Below are 18,204 nucleotides of genomic sequence, written 5' to 3' on the forward strand. Positions count from 1 at the left end.
TAGGCTTGATCGTTCTTCAGTCAAACCCATGCAACGCATGGCTCTACTTCGGACACTGATGTCTTCTTCACAATCCTCATCCCAACGGACGCAAGTCCGTCGGGGAGAGTGATATCCTTTTCGCTGACCTGGTGGCTTTGCCGGGGGTTCCCCACCCGATCCCATTCCGAACTCGGTCGTTAAGTCCCCCTGGGCCAATGGTACTTCGTCTCAAGGCGCGGGAGAGTAGGTCGCCGCCAGGTCCGCCAAAAGGATATCAAACCAACAAGTCCAAACCCTGCCAACACAATACACCAACACCCTGACGCGGGGTGGAGCAGCCCGGTAGCTCGTCAGGCTCATAACCTGAAGGTCACAGGTTCAAATCCTGTCCCCGCACCCAAGGCCCAAGGTCGTAGTATTCACCCTGTCCGTGTGCGGCAGGGTTTTTTGTTATCTTGGCGCGCAACTTATAGCGGCATTTTGGCAACGCTCGCTGCGCCAAACGCGAATTTTTCTGACTTTCGCCGCCCTCCAGCCAAGATTCTCCGTTCAAAGCCCATAGCGCGTGGCGCGGTTTTGCGTCATGACTTCCGTCGGAAGGACGCGGGCCGACTATCAGCCCGTCGATTGAGGTGTTTGAGGATAATATGGCGAACGGTGTCGTTAAGTGGTTCAACCCGGCCAAGGGCTTTGGTTTCATTCAGCCCGAGGACGGCGGCCAGGACGTGTTCGTCCACATCGCCGCGGTTGAACGCTCGGGCCTGGCGGGCCTGAACGAAGGTGATCAAGTCAACTACGAGCTGGAAGAAGATCGTCGCTCGGGCAAGACCTCGGCCGGCCAACTGCGCGTGACCGGCCATGGCGCCGTTCCGGCCGGTGGCGGCGGTGGCGCTGGCGCCCGTGGTCCTCGTCCCCCGCGTAGCTTCGACGGCCCGCGCGGCGGCGCCGGCGGCGGCGGCTTCTCGGGCGGCACCGGCGAAAGCGGCACCGGCGTCGTGAAGTGGTTCAACACCACCAAGGGCTTCGGCTTCATCCAGCCGGACAACGGCGGCGGCGACGTCTTCGTGCACATCTCGGCTGTCGAGCGCGCCGGTCTGCGCGGCCTGAACGAAGGCCAGCAAGTCGGTTACGAACTCGAACAGGACCGCCGCTCGGGCAAGACCTCGGCCGGCAACCTGCGCATCCTCTAAGAGGACGCGAAGCGAAGGGGCCGCCCCGGAGGGACGGCCTTTTCAGAGACTTTTGAAGGGCTCCGCCGACGCTGAGGTGTCGGACGGGGCCTTTCGGCATTCTGGATAGGCGGTCCAAGTCGCCTGAAAGCCCTCTAACGCTAAAGAAAAAGCCCCGCCGACGCTCACACGTCGCGGGGCTTTCTGCGTTCGGGCGAGGGGCTTCGTGAAAGCGCTAGGCCTCCAGGCGGGCCCGCTCCGAAGCGGCCTGGTTTACCGCCAGGGCCGTCAGGTTGACGATGCCGCGGGCCGTGACGCTGGGCACCAGCACGTGCAGCGGCCTGGACATGCCCAGCAGCACCGGACCGACCAGCAGGCTTTCCGTGGCGGCGCTGAGCAGCGTCAGGCCGATATTGGCCGCGTCCAGGGTCGGCATGACCAGCAGGTTGGCCGAGCCCTTCAGCGGGCTGTCGGCGACCAGGCGATCGCGCAGGTGCTGGCTGAGGGCGGCGTCGGCGTGCATTTCGCCGTCGACCTCGAGATCCGGCGCCTGCTCGCGCAGCAAGGCCAGGGCCTCGCGCATCTTGCGGGCGGTCGGCGAGTTGCTGGCCCCGAACGAGGAGTGCGAAAGCAGGGCGGCCTTGGGCGTCACGCCGAAACGGCGAACGGCCTCGGCGGCCAGCTGGGTGCACTCGGCCACCTGCTCGGCGGTCGGATCCACGTTCACGTGGGTGTCGCAGAAGAACAGCGTGCCGTTGTCGAGGATCAGGGTCGACATGGCGTAGACGCGGCTGACGTTCTCCCGGCGCGGGATGATCGGCAGGGCGTAGGTCATGTGCTGCCACCAGTCACCGCTGCCGCCGACCAGGGCGGCCTCGACATAGCCCGACGCCAGCAGCATCGAGGCGGCCACCGTGCGGCGGCCCTCGACGCGGCGCTCGGCGGCCGTCGGCGGCACGCCGCGCCGGCCGACCAAGCGCTGATAGTCGGCGATCAGCGGCGCGAACAGTTCCTTATCGGCCTGGGGGTCGACGATCTCGACCAGGTCGCCGCCCAGGCGCAGGCCCAGTTCCTCGATCTTGGCCTTGATCACCGAGCGGCGGCCGACCAGGACGGGGAGGGCCAGGCCTTCGTCGACCACGGTCTGGACGGCGCGCAGCACGCGCTCGTCCTCGGCCTCGGCATAGGCGACCTTGACCGGGGCCTTGCGGGCCCGCTCGAACACCGGCCGCATCAGTTGGCCCGAGCGGTAGACGAACAGCTCCAGCTCGGCGCGATAGGCGTCGAAGTCGGCGATCGGCCGGGTGGCCACGCCGCTGTCCATGGCCGCCTTGGCCACGGCCGGGGCGATCTGCAGGATCAGGCGCGGATCGAAGGGCTTGGGGATGATGTACTGCGGGCCGAACATCGGAGCGACGCCGCCATAGGCCGAGGCGACGACCTCGGAAGCTTCGGCGCGGGCAAGCTCGGCGATGGCCTCGACGGCAGCGACTTTCATCGCTTCGTTGATCTCGCTGGCCCCGACGTCCAGCGCACCGCGGAAGATGAACGGGAAGCAGAGGACGTTGTTGACCTGGTTGGCATAGTCGCTGCGGCCGGTGGCCATGATGGCGTCGGGTCGGGCAGCCTGGACCAGCTCGGGCAGGATCTCCGGCTCGGGATTGGCCATAGCCAGGATCAGCGGATTGGGCGCCAGCAGCGGCAGCCATTCGGCCTTGAAGACGCGCGGCGCCGAGAGGCCCAGGAAGATGTCCGCGCCGGGGATCACCTCGGCCAGGGTGCGGGCGTCGGTCTGGCGCGCATAGCGAGCCATGTTGTCGAGCATGTCGTCGTCGCGACCGGCGTAGACGACGCCCTTGATGTCGGTCAGCGTCACGTTCTCGACCGGCAGGCCCATCGAGACCAGCAGATCGACGCAGGCCAGGGCGGCCGCGCCGGCGCCCGAAGTGACCAGCTTGACGTCCTTCAGCGTCTTGCCCTGGACGAGCAGGGCGTTGCGGACGGCCGCGGCGCAGACGATGGCGGTGCCGTGCTGGTCGTCGTGGAAGACCGGGATGTTCATCCGCTCGCGCAGCTTGCGCTCGATGACGAAGCACTCGGGGGCCTTGATGTCCTCGAGATTGATGCCGCCAAAGGTGGGCTCTAGTGCAGCCACCACCTCGATGAAGCGGTCCGGGTCCTCGGCGTCGACCTCGATGTCGAACACATCGATGCCGGCGAACTTCTTGAAGAGGACGGCTTTGCCCTCCATCACCGGCTTGCTGGCCAGCGGGCCGATATTGCCCAGGCCCAGCACGGCGGTGCCGTTCGAGATCACGGCCACCAGGTTGCCACGCGCGGTGTAGTCGCGGGCGGTGTCGGGATTGGCGGCGATGGCTTCGCAAGGAGCGGCGACCCCCGGGGAGTAGGCCAGGCCAAGGTCGCGCTGGGTGGCCATCCGCTTGGTGGCCTCGATCGCCAGTTTCCCGGGCCGCGGCAGCCGGTGGTAGTCCAGGGCGGCTTTGCGGAAATCCTCGTCCATCGATCGTTCCTCTGGGCGGCCTGCGCGGCGCATCTGTCAGGCTTCGTCTCAGCGCGAAGCGTCAAAGCCTTGCTAGCGGGGTTGGCGCGGCAATTCCAACCCTTCGCCTCGGATTACACGATTTTTCTTGGTACCGGTACCAATTGGCAATCGCGCGAACGATGGATTCCAGCTCTCATAAGTAATAAATCTATTATATAATGCCTCTGCTTCGGGCGCCCTGCGCCGCCTTCCTCGGCGCTTCTCCTTCCCGCGCGACCTTACGGGGCAAGGTGCTGGACAGGGCGTCCGGAGCACCCGAGCATCGGCTCGGCAATGAGATCTGAGGACGGCGCATGAGCGGACTGACGACACACATCCTCGACCAGGCGGCCGGAAAGCCGGCGGCGGACGTCGTGGTGCGCGTGTCTCGGCGCGAGGGCGAGGCGTTGACGCCGATGGCGGAGTTCCGCACGGACGCCGACGGGCGTGCGCGGCTTATCGCCGGCGAGGCGCTGGAAGTGGGCGGCTATCGCCTGGAGTTCTCGATCGGCGCGTATTTCGAGGCCTCTGGCCTGCCGGTCACCGACCCGCCGTTCCTGGACGTCGTGGTCATCGATTTCGCCGTCTCGAACGTCGAGCAGCACTGGCATGTACCGCTGTTGGTCTCGCCGTACGGCTATTCCACCTACCGGGGTAGCTGATGGGCGAGATGATCCGCTTCCTGCTCGACGGCGAGGTCCAGGAGGTCCGCGGGGCGAACCCGACGACGACCCTGCTGGAGCACCTGCGCGGCCCGATGCGGCGCACGGGAACCAAGGAAGGCTGCGCCGAGGGCGACTGCGGCTCGTGCACCGTGCTGGTCGGCGAGCAGGACGGTGAGGCTGTCGCCTGGCGGGCGGTGAACAGCTGCATCCAGTTCCTGCCGATGTTGCATGGCAAGGCGTTGCTGACCGTCGAGAGCCTGGCGAAAGGCGGCGCGCTGCACCCGGTGCAGCAAGCGATGGTCGACAAGCACGGTTCGCAGTGCGGCTTCTGCACGCCTGGCATCGTGATGTCGCTGTACGGTCGCGCGATCGCGGCCAAGGGCGCCGAAGCGCCGGCTGGTGAAGTGCTGGCCGGGAACCTGTGCCGCTGCACCGGCTATGGCCCGATCATCGAGGTGGCCAAGGGTGTGAGCGCCGAGGTCGCGCCGGCGGTCGATTTGACGGCCGTCCACGACGAGACGATGCTGGAGCTCAGCTTCCAGGACGAGATTCATGGCGTCACCCGCACGTGGTTGGCGCCACGCACGGTGGCCGAGTTGGCGCAGGCCTACCTGGCGCATCCGGACGCGACCATCGTCGCCGGGGCGACGGATGTCGGCCTGTGGGTCACCAAGCAGCGGCGGCCGCTGCCGACCCTGATCAGCGTGTCCGAAGTCGCCGAACTGAAGGCGCTGGAGGAGACGGCCGACGGCCTGCGCATCGGCGCTGGCGTTCGCTATGTCGACGCCATCGCGGTGATCTCGAAACTCTATCCCGATCTTGGCGCGATGATGCGCCGACTGGGCTCGACCCAGGTGCGCAACAGCGGCACGATCGGTGGCAACATCGCCAACGGCTCGCCGATCGGCGACATGCCGCCAGCGTTGATCGCAGCGGCGGCGACCCTGGTCCTGCGACGGGGCGACGAGCGCCGCGAGATGGCGCTGGAGGACTTCTTCCTCGACTACGGCAAGCAGGATCGTCGGCCCGGCGAGTTCGTCGAGGCGGTGATCGCGCCGAAGCTGGATGCGGGCCGCATCTTCAAGGTCTTCAAGCTGTCCAAGCGCTTCGACCAAGACATCTCGGCCGTGTGCGGGGCGTTCTCGCTGGCGGTCGAAGGCGGCGTCGTCATCGATGCGCGCGTCGCGTTCGGTGGCATGGCGGGTACGCCCAAACGAGCCAAGGCGTGCGAGGCGGCGCTGATCGGCCAAGCCTGGAACGAAGCAACCATCGAGGCCGCGATGGCCGCGCTCGACACCGACTACGCGCCGATGAGCGACATGCGCGCCTCGGCGGCCTACCGGTCGCTGGCGGCGAGGAATATGCTGCGCAAGGTGTTCCTGGAGAGCCAGGACGTCGAAGCCCGCGTCACGCCGGAGAGCGCTCATGGCTGACTCCGCAGCAACTGCCCCCGTTCAGAGCGCGCCCTTTCAGGGCGTGGCCGCGCCGCTGCCGCACGACAGCGCCGCGCGGCATGTGGCGGGCTCAGCGGTCTATATCGACGACCTGCCTGAACCGGCCGGCCTGCTGCACCTGGCTTTCGGCATGAGCACCAAGGCGCATGCCAAGATCACGCGCATGGACCTCTCTGCCGTGCGGACCGCGCCCGGTGTGGTGCTGGTGATCTCGGCCGAGGACATCCCCGGCGAGAACGACGTCAGCCCGGTCATCCACGACGACAAGCTGTTCGCCGCCAGTGAAGTTTCTGGCGGCGAAGTCTATTGCGTCGGCCAAAGCCTGTTCGCCGTAGCCGCGACCTCGATCGCCGCCGCTCGGGCCGCCGCCGCCAAGGCCGTGGTCGAGTACGAGGACCTGCTGGCCGCCATCGACATCGCCGCCGCGCGGGACATGGATCTCAAGATCGAGGCCAGCCAGCGCATGGCGCGGGGCGACGCCCAGGCCGCGTTGGCGAGCTCGCTGCGCCGCGTGCAGGGCAAGTTCGCCATCGGCGGCCAGGACCACTTCTATCTCGAAGGCCAGATCGCGCTGGCGACGCCGCGCGAGGATGGCGACGTCCACGTCTGGTCCTCGACCCAGCACCCGACCGAGGTGCAGCACCTGATCGCCCGCGTGCTGGGCCGGCCCGACCACTGCGTCACCGTCGAGGTGCGTCGCATGGGCGGCGGCTTCGGCGGCAAGGAGACGCAAGCCTCGCTGTTCGCCGCCGCCGCCGCTTTGGTCGCCGTGAAGACCGGTCGTCCGGCCAAGGCGCGTCCAGATCGTGACGAGGACATGGTCATGACCGGCAAGCGGCATGACTTCGAGGCCGCCTATGACGTCGGCTTCGACGACGAGGGCCGCCTGACCGGGCTGTCGCTGGAACTGGCCTCGCGCTGCGGGGCGACGACCGACCTCTCCATGGCGATCAACGACCGGGCGATGTTCCATGCGGACAACGCCTATTTCCTGCCGGCGGTCGAGATCGTCTCGCACCGCTACCGGACGCACACGGTGTCGAACACGGCCTTTCGGGGTTTCGGCGGGCCGCAGGGCATGATCGCCATCGAGCGGGTGATGGACGACGTGGCCGCCGCGACGGGTCTCGATCCGCTGGAGGTGCGTCGCCGCAACCTCTATGGCGGCGAGGGTCGCAACCTGACGCCCTACCACCAGGTGGTGGAGGACAATGTCGCGCCGCAGTTGATCGACGAGTTGGCCGCGTCCTGCGCCTACGACGCCCGCCGCCGTGAAATCGAGGCGTTCAACCGCACGAGCCCGGTGCTGAAGAAAGGCATCGCCCTGACGCCGGTGAAGTTCGGCATATCGTTCACGACGACCTTCCTCAATCAGGCCGGCGCCCTGATCCATCTATATGCCGACGGCTCGATCATGCTGAACCACGGCGGGACCGAGATGGGGCAGGGGCTGAACGTCAAGATCGCCCAGATCGTCGCCAACGCCTTCCAGGTCGAGATCGGCCGCGTGAAGATCACCTCGACCGTCACCGACAAGGTGCCCAACACCTCGGCCACCGCCGCCTCGTCGGGCGCGGACCTCAACGGCATGGCGGCCCTGAATGCGGCTGAGACCATCAAGGGCCGTCTGGTCGAGTTCGCCGCGAAGAAGTGGGGAGTCGAACCGAACGAAATCGCCTTCACCCCAAGCGGTGTCCGCGTCGGGGCCGAGGCGTTCGAGTTCGGCTGGTTCATTCGCCAGGCCTATCTGGCGCGGATCTCGCTGTCCTCGACCGGCTACTACGCCACGCCCAAGATCCACTACGACCGCGCGACCCACACGGGCCGGCCGTTCTACTACTTCGCCTATGGCGCGGCCTGCAGCGAAGTGCTGATCGACACCTTGACCGGCGAGATGAAGGTCACCCGGGCTGACATCCTGCACGACGTCGGCAAGTCGCTGAACCCGGCCATTGACCTGGGTCAGATCGAGGGCGGCTTCGTCCAGGGCATGGGCTGGTTGACGACCGAGGAGCTGGTGTTTGACGCCCAGGGCCGCCTGCGGACCCACGCGCCGTCGACCTACAAGATCCCGACCTGCGGCGACCGCCCGGCGCACCTGGATGTTCGCCTCTGGAAGGCCGGGCGCAATGTCGAGGCTACCGTGCATCGCTCCAAGGCCGTCGGTGAGCCGCCGCTGATGCTGGCGATCTCGGTGCACAGCGCGATCAACCACGCGGTGGCCAGCGTCGGCGACCACAAGGTCTTCCCCCAGCTCGATGCGCCGGCGACGCCGGAGGCGATCCTGATGGCGTGCGAGGATGTGCGGAGGCGCGCCCATGCGTAACTGGGCCCGCGCCGCTCTAGCTCGCCTAGACGCCCACGACGAGGCCGCCCTCGTCACCGTCCTCGCTACCGAGGGCTCGGCTCCGCGCGAGGCCGGGACCAAGATGGTCGTCTGGCGGGGCGGCCAGGACGGCACCATCGGTGGCGGCAATCTGGAGTACCGCGTGGCCGACCAGGCGCGGCGGATGCTGGACGGCGGCCAGGCCCATTTCGCGATCCAGGACTATCCGCTGGGCCCGCTGCTGGCCCAGTGCTGCGGCGGCCGCGTGCGGCTGTTCCTGGAGCGCCTGAACGACAACAGCCGCGACTGGTTGACCGAGGCCGCCAAGCGCATGGATGCGGCCCAGCCGTTCGAGGTCCGCACCCGCTTCGATCCTGGCCTGTTGACCAAGGTGGTCGCGCCGATCATGGCCAGCGACGCCGAGGGGGCGGCCGTCTCGTTCGGCGACAATCCCGCCACCGCGCGCGGCGCGCGGCCCGAGCAGGGCGACGTGATGGTCGAGCGCGCCGATGCGCCCCGTCCGCCGCTGCTGCTGTTCGGCGCCGGCCATGTCGGTCAGGCCATCGCGCGCGCCTTCGAGCCGCTGCCGTTCCGTCTCTCCTGGTTCGACACCCGTCCCGAGACCGCCGACATCCCCGGCGTCACCGTGCTGGAGCCGGCCGAAGTCGCCGCCAAGGCCATGGGCGCGGGCGCTGACGCCTATGGCCTGGTGCTGACCCACGACCACGCCCTGGACTACGCGCTGGTCTCGGCGGGTCTCGCCGGCGGCGGCTTTTCCTATTTCGGCGTCATCGGTTCGAAGACCAAGCGCGCCCGTTTCATGAGCCGGTTACGTGACGATGGTTTCTCGGAGGCCGTGCTGACCCGTCTGACCTGTCCCATCGGCCTGCCGCATCTGAAGAGCAAGGCGCCGGAGGTGATCGCGGTCTCGGTGGCGGCGGACCTGCTGATGCGCCAGGAAGCCGCGCGCGCCCGTAACGACGAGAGTATCGCCAGTGCAAGCCTTTAGGGCGTCGATCCTCCACCTGCTGGATGATCCCGCGAAGAATCCGGAGGCGGTCGCCTTCCACGACGACGGCCTGCTGCTGGTCGAGGACGGCCGCGTGGTCGCGTGCGGGGCCTATGAGGAACTGACGCCCTGGCTGGGCGAGACGGCGGTCGTGGACCTGACCGGCCACCTGATCACGCCGGGCTTCATCGACACCCACATCCACTTCCCGCAGGTCGACATCATCGCGGCCCACGGCAAGCAACTGCTGGACTGGCTGGAGCAGCACACCTTCCCGGCGGAGAAGGCCTTCGCCGATCCCAAGCACGCGGCGGATACGGCGGCCTTCTTCATCGACGAACTGCTGCGCAACGGCACGACGACGGCCCTGGTGTTCGGCTCGGTGCACAAGGTCTCGGTCGACGCGTTGTTCGCCGAAGCCTTCGACCGCGACATGCGCCTGATCGCCGGCAAGTCGCTGATGGACCGCAACGCGCCCGACGGCCTGACCGACACGGTCGAGAGCAGCCGCGCCGACATGGAAGCCCTGATCGCCGAGTGGCACGGCAAGGGGCGGCTGGGCTACGCCGTCACCCCGCGCTTCGCGATCAGCTGCAGCGACGAACAGCTGGCCATGGCCGGCGAGGTGCTGGCCCAGCATCCGGACGTCTGGATGCAGACCCACCTCTCCGAGAACGTCCACGAGATCAAGGAAACGGCTCGGCTATTCCCTGCGGCCCGGGACTATCTGGACGTCTACGACCGCTTCGGCCTGCTGCGGAAACGCTCGGTCTTCGCCCACTGCGTCCACCTGAAGGGCGAGGCGTTCCAGCGCCTGGCGGCCAAGGACGGGGCGGTGGCGTTCTGTCCGACCTCGAACCTGTTCCTGGGCTCGGGCCTGTTTCCGTTGGAGGAGGCTTGCGCGCATGGCGTGAAGGTCGGAATGGGCACGGACGTGGGCGCCGGCACGACCTTTTCGATCCTCCATACGCTGGGCGAGGCCTACAAGGTTGGGCAGTTGCGCGGCGACGCGCTGGATCCGTTCCAGGCGCTGTATCTCGCCACGCTAGGCGGGGCGCGGGCGCTGGATCTGGCCGACAAGATCGGGAATTTCGCGCCGGGCAAGGAGGCCGACTTCGTGGTGCTGGACCTGGCCGCTACGCCGCTGCTGAAGCGGCGGCTAGCCGAGACGAAGAGCCTGGAGAACAAGCTCTTCGCGCTGACGGTTCTGGGGGACGATCGGGCGGTGGCGCGGACGTATCTGGCCGGCGTGGAGCGGTATAGGCGGGGGTAGTCCGAGGACTTGCCCCCTCCGCGCTTCGCGCTCCTCCCCCGAAGGGGGAAGAGGGAAGCGTCCGCCCGCCTTTGGAGGCGGACGACCTCGCGAAGCGAGGTCAGGTGGGGGAAGTTACCCGTGCGCCGCCTTCATCGTGTCGGCGTAGAGCTTAAGCAGACGATCACCGTCGACGGCCACCGTCGCCGCCTGCACCGGCATGTCATCCCAAGCCGACGGCCCGAACAGCTCGCCCTCAGGGCTCTGGCAGGTCTGGCCCAGGGTAATCCCCTCGGTCACCACCCGCACGGCCCCACGGCGCACCTCGAACAGCGTCGGATCGATCACGAACGCCACCGCCGCCGCGTCGTGAACGCAGCAGCCGACGATGCCATCGCGGCCGCCGTAGAAGGCCGCGTAGGGCTTGGAGATCTCGTTCAGGAACACGCCGACGTCGGAACCGCCGGCCGCGAGGGCTTCCATATACTCAGGCGACATCACCACCTGGGTCGTCACGTCCAGGCTGACGGCGGTCAGGTTCCAAGGGGCGGTGAAGACCTGGTCGGCGGCTTCCGGATCGTTCCAGATATTGGCCTCGGCGACCGGGGTGACGTTGCCCGGCTTGCCGGCCACGCCGAACGCGCCGCCCATAATGACGACGGACTTCAGCAAGGTCGCGACTTCCGGATCGGCCTGCAGCGCCAGGGCCAGGTTGGTCAGGGGACCGACGGCGCAGAGGACGACCTCGCCCGGATACTGGCGGGCCAGATCGATGATCGCCTGGTGGGCCGGCTTGGCTTCGGGCTGGGCCGGAACCAGGCCCGTCAGCTCGACATCGCCCAGTCCGTTCTCGCCGTGCACGAAGGTCGGCGAGGGGTTGCGCGGGCGGGTCAGCGGCTTGCTCGCGCCCTTGTAGACCGGCGCCTTCAGGCCGAAGCGGTCCTTCAGGTACAGCGCGTTGCGCGTCGTGGTCTCGATGTCGGAATTGCCGAAGATGGTCGTCACCGCGATCAGCTCGAGGGCGGGGCTCGCCTCGATGAACAGCAGGGCCATCGCGTCGTCGATGCCGGGGTCGGTGTCGAAGATAATCTTGGTCGTCATGTGCAGGCTCTAGCGCTTTTCTTCTTGTGGAGCGAGGCGCTGGTCGGCCCCGCCCTGCATCAACGAAACATGGGCCGAGGCGACTTTCCAGCCGTCGGCGGTGCGGATCCAGGTCTGGCTCTGGCGGCCGATCTTGCCGCTGTCGTCGCGGCGGAACTCGACATTGGCGACGGCGAAGTCCGCGCCAAAGGTCGTGATCTCCGTTCGCAGTCGCGTGCGCGGCGGCGAGCCGCCGGCCCGGCCGACGCGGAAGGCGGCGATCTCGTCGAAGCTCCACAGGTTCTCGGCAACGCCCAGGCGCACCGTATGGGCCGAGTTCCAGAACGCGCCGTCCAGGGCTTCGACGTCGTTGCTCATCAGCGCGACTTCATAGGCGTCGACCAGGGTGGTGACCTCGGCCAGCACGGTAGGGTCGTTGACGATCATAGGGCGCCTTTCGGGGGATGGGCGGCCACGACGCCGGCGCGCTGCAGGCGCAGGGCGGCGGCGAAGGCCAGGTCCTCGCGCCAGGCCGGAGCGATGATCTGCACGCCGATCGGCAGTTCGCCGGGCCTGTTCAGCGGCGCGGCCACGACGGGCAGGCCGATATAGCTGATCGGCTGGGTGAAGGCGCCGAGGTTCTTGCGGACCGAGACCGGCACGCCGTCCATCTCCATGGTCGCCTGGCCGATCGGCGGCGCGGGGCAGACCGACGATGGGGCCAGCAGGATGTCATAGCGCTGGAAGGCTTCGCGGACCTCGTCGCGGAAGACGGTGCGATAGCGCTGGGCGGCCTTGTGCACGCCCTCGGGCAGCAGGGCGCCGGCCAGCAGGCGGTCGCGGACGGCGGGGTCATAGTCCATGGCGCGCTGGACAAGATCAGCGTGGTGCAGCTCACCGCCCTCGAAGGCGGTCAGGCAGAATGCGGCGGCGCGCGCGGCCTGGGCGCCGGGCAGATCGACGAGGTCGATAGCGTTCAGTCCCTTGGCGGCGCGTCCCAGGGCGTTCAGCACGTCCGGGAACGCGCCTTGCTGGAACCAGCCGCGCAGAACGCCGACACCCAAGGGACGTTCGGCCAGCTCGTCCAGGCGGGCGGACAGTGGTTCGGCCTCGCGGATGCAGATCGCGTCGCCGGTTGGATCGGGGCCTTGAAGGACGTCATACGCCAGGGCCAGGTCCTCGACCGACCGCGCGAATGGGCCGACGTGGTCCAGGCTCTCGACGAACGGGAAGACGCCCTGGCGCGACAGGCGGCCATAGGTGGGCTTCAGACCGAACACGCCGCACAGGCTAGCCGGGATACGGATCGAGCCGTTGGTGTCCGAGCCCAGGGTCAGGGGCACGAGGCCAGCCGCCACGGCCGCCGCCGAACCGCCCGACGAGCCGCCGGCGATGCGCGTGGGATCATGCGGATTGCGCACCGGCCCGTCGTGGGCGTTCTCCGTGACGAAGCCGTAGGCGAACTCGTCCATGTTCAGCGCGCCGACCAGGATGGCGCCGGCGGCGGTCAGGCGCTGGACCAGCGTCGCGTCGTGAGCGGGCGGCGCGGCGTCGCGACGGATCTTCGAGCCGGCCAGGGTCGGCAGGCCTTCTACGTCGAACAGGTTCTTCACGGCGAAGGGGACACCGGCCAGCGGACCGGTGACGTGACCGGCATCCACTGCGTCGGCGGCGGCCAGGGCCCGGTCGGCCGTCACGGCGGTGAAGGCGTTGATCCCGCCGTCCAGGCGTTCGATGCGCGAGAGGGTGGCCTCGGTGACTGCGCGTGCGGTGACGCGGCCGGCGCGGACCTCGCCGGCGATCTCGACGACGCTGCAGAAACTCACGGCTGGAACGTCTCCGGGGTCTCGCCGGCATGGCTGCCGAGCGCGGCGACGAAGAGGGCTGTCTGGGTCCTCAGCAGGGTCACGTTCTCGATCACGCCGGGCAGGGCGGCGGAGGGCAGGTCCAGCCCCTTGTCAGCCGCGCGAGACGGCGTCCAGGCCGCCAGCTCGAAATCATCGAGGGCCAGGAAGGCTGCTGTCTCGGCATCAAGCGCCATGGCGGCTGACTCCATAAGTAAGAAAAAACTTCATACACCCGGGTTCGCCGACCGCGCCAGTCCTGCTTGGTCCGGAACCGTATTCCGCTCAAGCCCGCGCCATCCGAAGGCGCGATCGCCTGCCTGACGAGCAGGCGCCGGCGAACGTGCATCGCGAAGCCCGCCAGCCCTTCTGTCGCGTCTCCGAACGGCGCGAGATGCACTTGTAAGGAAGGACTTACTTGATGGCGCATCACCGACTGGCTTCGACTCCTGACACCGTCCGCTTCGGCATGTTCGATGCGGCGTTCGATCCCGTGCTGACGGTGAACCCGGGCGACAGCGTCACCTTCGAGTGCGTCTCGGGCGGTGTCGAGGTGATGCCGCAGCCCGGTTCACCCTACGCCATCCCACCGGCGCTGCAGGCGATCCACGACAGCAACCCGGCGCGCATCGGTCCGCACATCCTCACCGGCCCAGTCGCCATCGCCGGCGCCGAGCCGGGGGACATGCTGGAGGTCCGCATCGAGGCGATCGAGCCCAACAACGATTGGGGCTACTGCGCGGTGCGGCCGCTGGCGGGCACGCTGCCCGAGGATTTCCCCGACCGCTATGTCAGCCATATCGCCGTCGACGCCGCGCGCGGGACCTGCAAGCCGGAGTGGGGACCCGAACTGCCGCTGGCGCCGTTCTTCGGCACCATGGGCGTCGCGCCGCCGGCGAAGTACGGCCGCCTCTCCAGCCGCGAGCCGCGCGAGCACGGCGGCAACATGGACAACAAGGAGCTGGTCGCCGGCTCGACCCTCTACCTGCCGGTCTGGGTTCCGGGCGCGAACTTCTCGGTCGGCGATGGCCACGGTCGCCAGGGCGATGGCGAGGTCTGCGTCAACGCGCTGGAGATGGGCCTGACGGGGACCTTCACCTTCGTGGTGCACAAGCAGGCCGAAGGCTTCGCCTGGCCGCGCGCCGAGACCTCGACCCACTACATCCTGATGGGCTTCAACGAGGATCTGGACCTGGCGATGAAGCAGGCGCTGCGCCAGACGATCGACTTCATCGTCGCCCGTTCCACCCTGACGCGCGTCCAGGCTTACCAGTTCTGCTCCCTGGCCGTGGACTTCCGCGTGACCCAGACGGTGAACGGCGAGAAGGGTGTGCACGCCTTGCTGCGCAAAGGCTTGCTGTTCTGAAACGGCACGCTTTCGCGGGCGGCGGGAGCGCGTTTATCCTTAATTTTCCCTTGCTGGATGAATGACGTTCTGGTCGAGCGCCACAACCTCTAGGTCTCGCTGCGGTTGCAGCTTGGCCGTGGAGCCCGACGATGGATTTGCAAGGTAGCGATGGCGCCAACGCCCTGACGGGCGGCGCGGGCGACGACGTCATCTACGGCTTCGGCGGCAACGACACCCTCAAGGGCGGCGCGGGTGACGACGTCCTGGCCGGGCATTCGGGCAACGACCTCCTGCAAGGCGTCGACGGCGAGGACTACCTCCTCGGCGGCGCGGGCAACGACACCCTGGACGGCGGCGCGGGCGGCGACTGGGCGGCCTACGAGGACGCCACCGCGGCGGTGAAGATCGACCTCAACAACACCAATGCGCAGAACACGGGCGGCGGCGGCACGGACAAGCTGGTCGGCATCGAGCACGTCTACGGCTCGGCCTTCAACGACGTGCTGATCGGCAACGCCGACAACAACATGATGGTCGGCGACGCCGGCAACGACTCGCTGACCGGCGGCAAGGGCGACGACACCCTGTGGGGCGACACCGGGACCGACACGCTCGACGGCGGCGACGGCGACGACTACCTGGTCGGCGGCGCGGGCGACGACACCGTCAAGGGCGGCGCGGGCTGGGACTGGTCGTCCTATGAAAACGCCACGGCTGGCGTCGCGGTCGACCTGACCAAGTCGGGCGCCGCGCAGGACACTGGCGGCGCGGGCAAGGACCTGCTGACCGGCATCGAGCATCTGTACGGCTCGAAGTTCAATGACGTGCTGACCGGCGACGCCAAGGACAACTACCTCTGGGGCGCGGACGGCAACGACAAGCTCTTCGGCGGCGCGGGCGACGACCACCTGTCGGGCGGCAATGGCGTCAACACCATCGACGGCGGCGACGGCTGGGATACGATCGACTACTCGTTCAGCGCTGTCGGCGTGACCATCAACCTGCAGAACGCCCCGGCGCCGCAGATCCCGATCCCCGACGGCGTCGACACGATCATCTCGGTCGAGGCGGCGATGGGGTCGGCCTTCAACGACTACATCGTCGGCAACGCCGCCGAGAACTACCTGTTCGGCGACGCGGGCAACGACGTCATCTTCGGCATCGACGGCCATGACGTGCTGGACGGCGGCGACGGCAACGACATCCTGCGGGGCAGCTTCCGCAAACCCGGCGACATGCTGCTGGGCGGCGACGGCAACGATCTGGCGATCGTCTGGACGGGCCCGGGCAGCGAAGGCGACGCCACGATCGTGGACGGCGGCGCGGGCGTCGACGAGTTGGCGTTCTCGTCGGGCTACAACATCACGCTCGATCTGAAGATCACCGGCGATCAACTCGTGGCGCCCGGCGTGCACTTCGTCGTGCAGAACGTCGAGAATCTCACCGGGGGCAGCGGCAACGACCGCCTGACGGGGGACGCCAAGGACAACGTGCTGGACGGCGGCGCGGGCGTCGACACCCTCGATGGCGGCGCGGGCTCCGATACGGTCAGCTATGCCAACAATGGCGGCGTCGGCGTGGCTATCAACCTGAGCCAATCCGCCCAGTCGAGTGTCAACGGAAACGATGGTGACACGCTCATATCGATCGAGAACGTGGTCGGTTCCTTTGGCAACGATATTATCACTGGCAATGCCACTGTGAACCGCCTGGACGGCGGGGGCGGCGATGACGCGCTCAACGCCGTTGGCGGTAACGACGTGCTGAATGGCGGCTTCGGGGATGACTTTCTCGTGGCCTCTTTCGACGGGATTTCCAAGGACTCGCTTTTCGGCGGCGCCGGCAATGACCTCTTGGTGACCAGCAAGTCGGCGGCGACGCTGGATGGCGGCGAGGGCGACGACGTTTTCGGCGTGGCGCACTGGGCGAACATGGTCGGAACCGTGATGATCGATGGCGGCGTCGGCGTCGACACCCTGAACATGAACGATTTCTACGGAACGGTAGCGCCTGACCTGAAGATCGATCTGTCGCTCAGCGGTAGGCAGGATGTCGGTCAAGGCCAGTTCCTCGACATCAAGAACGTCGAAAACCTGGTCGGTGGTCTGGGCAACGATCTTCTGAAGGGCAATGCGGGTGACAATGAACTGCGCGGCTCGGCAGGCAACGACACGCTCGACGGCGGGGCTGGGTTCGACATCGTCAGCTATGCGGAAATCGGCTTCACGGCCGGGGTGACTGTCGACCTGCGCAACAGCGTGCAGTCGAACGGTCTGCTCGGAACCGACACGCTGATCTCGATCGAAGGCGTGCGGGGAACGGCCTACAACGACACTCTGACCGGCGATGCGAAGGACAACCTGTTCATCGGCGGCGCGGGCGACGACTATATCGACGGCGGCGCCGGCATCGACACGGTGAGCTACCTGAACGATGGCCTGAACACCGGTGTGCAGGTGCATCTCTGGATGGGTTATCAAAGCCTGGTCAGCGACCGTGGCCACGACACCCTGATCTCCATCGAGAACGTGATCGGTTCGAACTACGACGACATCATCTACGGATCGTCAGGCGCCAACCTGCTCAAGGGCGGGGCGGGTAACGACAATCTGAATGGCTATGGCGGGGCCGATCAGCTCGAAGGCGGCGCGGGCGACGATTACCTGTCGGCCTATGTCGTGGACCAGCCGACCATCGCCTCGACCGGGACGGTCATGCTGGGCGGCGATGGCAAGGACACCATCGAGTTTGGCCTGGGAGACAACCGAGGCGAGGGCGGCGCCGGTGATGACCGGTTCTACTTCAACAACTTGGCCGGCGATAAGGTGATCCTCGGCGGCGAGGGCGTCGACACGCTCCAGTTCGTCAATCGCGGACTGGACTTCCTTGACGGGATCACGCTGGACCTGTCGCTCTCGGGCAAGCAACAGATCGCGGCGGGCGTGACCGCCACGGTCAGTTCGATCGAGAACGTCATCGGCACGCTCGCCAGCGACAAGATCACGGGCGACGCCGGCGACAACTTCATCATCGGGTTTGGTGGCAACGACACGCTGCTTGGTGGCGACGGCGCCGACACGCTGTCCTGCTCCGACGGCGCCGACGTGCTGACCGGAGGTCGGGGCGCGGACAAGCTGTGGGGCGGCGCCGGCTCGGACACCTTCGTGTTCGCCGTTGGCGACTCCGCGCCCGCCGACGCGACGACGGGCGCCGGCGTGGATGTCATCATGGACTTCCAGAGCAACGACGAGATCCGCTTCACGGGCAAGAGTCTGCCGATCAGCTTCGGCAGCTACACCGCGAGCGACTTCGCGTCGGCCCTGTCCACGGCCAGCACGTTGCTCAAGGCGGCCGCCTACAACCAGCTGTACATGGCCTTCCAGGTCGGGGCGGACGTCTACATCTTCGCCGGCCAGAACGTCGCCGCCAACGCGCCCGGGATCGAGAACATCATCAAGCTGCAAGGCGTCTCGGTCGGGACGGTCAGCATCGACAACTTCTTCTAAGGGCGCCTAGCCGCCCCGCCCGCAACC

General features: G+C 67.5%; 13 protein-coding genes, 1 tRNA gene, 1 rRNA gene and 1 pseudogene. 11 read left to right on the plus strand and 5 right to left on the minus strand.

The features are described from left to right. Nucleotides 1-127: 127 nt before the first annotated feature. The 4 genes and pseudogenes from rrf (at nucleotide 128) to AC07NN_RS19975 (ending at nucleotide 1,172) form a co-directional block, all read left to right on the plus strand. Nucleotides 128-242 (plus strand): 5S ribosomal RNA (gene rrf, locus AC07NN_RS19960). A 63-nt stretch (nucleotides 243-305) separates the two neighbouring features. Beyond that, nucleotides 306-382, plus strand: a tRNA-Met gene (locus AC07NN_RS19965). Between the two features lie 247 nt (nucleotides 383-629). Continuing rightward, nucleotides 630-833, plus strand: a pseudogene (locus AC07NN_RS19970) (cold-shock protein); the annotation flags it as partial. Between the two features lie 144 nt (nucleotides 834-977). After that, nucleotides 978-1,172: a cold-shock protein gene (locus AC07NN_RS19975; protein ID WP_035017693.1), complete on the plus strand. Its 195-nt coding sequence runs from the start codon at nucleotides 978-980 to the stop codon at nucleotides 1,170-1,172. A 214-nt stretch (nucleotides 1,173-1,386) separates the two neighbouring features. Here AC07NN_RS19975 and AC07NN_RS19980 read toward each other — a convergent pair whose 3' ends face one another. Continuing rightward, on the minus strand, nucleotides 1,387-3,672 hold the full coding sequence (locus tag AC07NN_RS19980; protein ID WP_494645043.1) for an NADP-dependent malic enzyme: 2,286 nt from the start codon (nucleotides 3,670-3,672) through the stop codon (nucleotides 1,387-1,389). Between the two features lie 335 nt (nucleotides 3,673-4,007). Between AC07NN_RS19980 and uraH the strand changes: the two genes are divergently transcribed. Genes uraH through guaD form a run of 5 tightly spaced genes read left to right on the plus strand, consistent with a single transcriptional unit; the run spans nucleotide 4,008 to nucleotide 10,420 of the window. Then, nucleotides 4,008-4,355, plus strand: a complete 348-nt coding sequence (gene uraH, locus AC07NN_RS19985; protein WP_494645045.1) for a hydroxyisourate hydrolase — start codon at nucleotides 4,008-4,010, stop codon at nucleotides 4,353-4,355. Then, nucleotides 4,355-5,791, plus strand: a complete 1,437-nt coding sequence (xdhA, locus tag AC07NN_RS19990; protein WP_494645047.1) for a xanthine dehydrogenase small subunit — start codon at nucleotides 4,355-4,357, stop codon at nucleotides 5,789-5,791. The genes uraH and xdhA overlap by 1 nt, the downstream gene beginning before the upstream one ends. Further along, nucleotides 5,784-8,138, plus strand: coding sequence for a xanthine dehydrogenase molybdopterin binding subunit (gene xdhB / locus AC07NN_RS19995; protein ID WP_494645049.1), 2,355 nt, complete (start codon nucleotides 5,784-5,786; stop codon nucleotides 8,136-8,138). Before xdhA ends, xdhB begins: the two co-directional genes overlap by 8 nt. Next, nucleotides 8,131-9,147 (plus strand): xanthine dehydrogenase accessory protein XdhC, encoded by a 1,017-nt coding sequence (gene xdhC / locus AC07NN_RS20000; RefSeq protein WP_494645051.1) that lies wholly within the window; start codon nucleotides 8,131-8,133, stop codon nucleotides 9,145-9,147. The genes xdhB and xdhC overlap by 8 nt, the downstream gene beginning before the upstream one ends. After that, nucleotides 9,134-10,420, plus strand: a complete 1,287-nt coding sequence (gene guaD, locus AC07NN_RS20005; RefSeq protein WP_494645053.1) for a guanine deaminase — start codon at nucleotides 9,134-9,136, stop codon at nucleotides 10,418-10,420. Before xdhC ends, guaD begins: the two co-directional genes overlap by 14 nt. Nucleotides 10,421-10,534: 114 nt before the next feature. Here guaD and AC07NN_RS20010 read toward each other — a convergent pair whose 3' ends face one another. The 4 genes from AC07NN_RS20010 to AC07NN_RS20025 are packed head-to-tail and all read right to left on the minus strand — an operon-like array spanning nucleotide 10,535 to nucleotide 13,520. Beyond that, entirely contained in the window at nucleotides 10,535-11,506 is a 972-nt protein-coding gene (locus AC07NN_RS20010) for a nucleoside hydrolase (protein WP_494645907.1), read from the minus strand. 3 nt (nucleotides 11,507-11,509) lie between these two features. Continuing rightward, nucleotides 11,510-11,926, minus strand: a complete 417-nt coding sequence (gene hpxZ, locus AC07NN_RS20015; RefSeq protein ID WP_494645055.1) for an oxalurate catabolism protein HpxZ — start codon at nucleotides 11,924-11,926, stop codon at nucleotides 11,510-11,512. Next, nucleotides 11,923-13,305 carry an AtzE family amidohydrolase gene (locus tag AC07NN_RS20020; RefSeq protein WP_494645057.1) on the minus strand — a complete coding sequence of 461 codons (1,383 nt, stop codon included), beginning with the start codon at nucleotides 13,303-13,305 and terminating at the stop codon, nucleotides 11,923-11,925. Before AC07NN_RS20020 ends, hpxZ begins: the two co-directional genes overlap by 4 nt. Then, the gene (locus AC07NN_RS20025; RefSeq protein ID WP_494645059.1) at nucleotides 13,302-13,520 is read right to left on the minus strand and encodes a hypothetical protein; all 219 of its coding nucleotides are present in this window, start codon (nucleotides 13,518-13,520) and stop codon (nucleotides 13,302-13,304) included. The genes AC07NN_RS20020 and AC07NN_RS20025 overlap by 4 nt, the downstream gene beginning before the upstream one ends. 221 nt (nucleotides 13,521-13,741) lie before the next feature. Between AC07NN_RS20025 and AC07NN_RS20030 the strand changes: the two genes are divergently transcribed. Together AC07NN_RS20030 and AC07NN_RS20035 are read left to right on the plus strand one after the other, a co-directional pair. Next, the gene (locus AC07NN_RS20030; protein WP_494645063.1) at nucleotides 13,742-14,689 is read left to right on the plus strand and encodes an acetamidase/formamidase family protein; all 948 of its coding nucleotides are present in this window, start codon (nucleotides 13,742-13,744) and stop codon (nucleotides 14,687-14,689) included. Between the two features lie 131 nt (nucleotides 14,690-14,820). After that, nucleotides 14,821-18,177, plus strand: a complete 3,357-nt coding sequence (locus AC07NN_RS20035; RefSeq protein ID WP_494645065.1) for a beta strand repeat-containing protein — start codon at nucleotides 14,821-14,823, stop codon at nucleotides 18,175-18,177. The last annotated feature ends 27 nt before the right edge of the window (nucleotides 18,178-18,204 follow it).

It is taken from the genome of Caulobacter sp. GW821-FHT09H08 (genome assembly GCF_059415885.1).

Excerpts from the sequence above, each read along its gene's own strand:
- hpxZ (WP_494645055.1), bottom strand. The coding sequence starts at position 11,926 with ATGATCGTCAACGACCCTACCGTGCTGGCCGAGGTCACCACCCTGGTC.
- AC07NN_RS20025 (WP_494645059.1), bottom strand. The coding sequence starts at position 13,520 with ATGGCGCTTGATGCCGAGACAGCAGCCTTCCTGGCCCTCGATGATTTC.
- xdhB (WP_494645049.1), top strand. The coding sequence starts at position 5,784 with ATGGCTGACTCCGCAGCAACTGCCCCCGTTCAGAGCGCGCCCTTTCAG.
- xdhA (WP_494645047.1), top strand. The coding sequence starts at position 4,355 with ATGGGCGAGATGATCCGCTTCCTGCTCGACGGCGAGGTCCAGGAGGTC.
- xdhC (WP_494645051.1), top strand. The coding sequence starts at position 8,131 with ATGCGTAACTGGGCCCGCGCCGCTCTAGCTCGCCTAGACGCCCACGAC.
- AC07NN_RS20035 (WP_494645065.1), top strand. The coding sequence starts at position 14,821 with ATGGATTTGCAAGGTAGCGATGGCGCCAACGCCCTGACGGGCGGCGCG.
- AC07NN_RS19980 (WP_494645043.1), bottom strand. The coding sequence starts at position 3,672 with ATGGACGAGGATTTCCGCAAAGCCGCCCTGGACTACCACCGGCTGCCG.
- uraH (WP_494645045.1), top strand. The coding sequence starts at position 4,008 with ATGAGCGGACTGACGACACACATCCTCGACCAGGCGGCCGGAAAGCCG.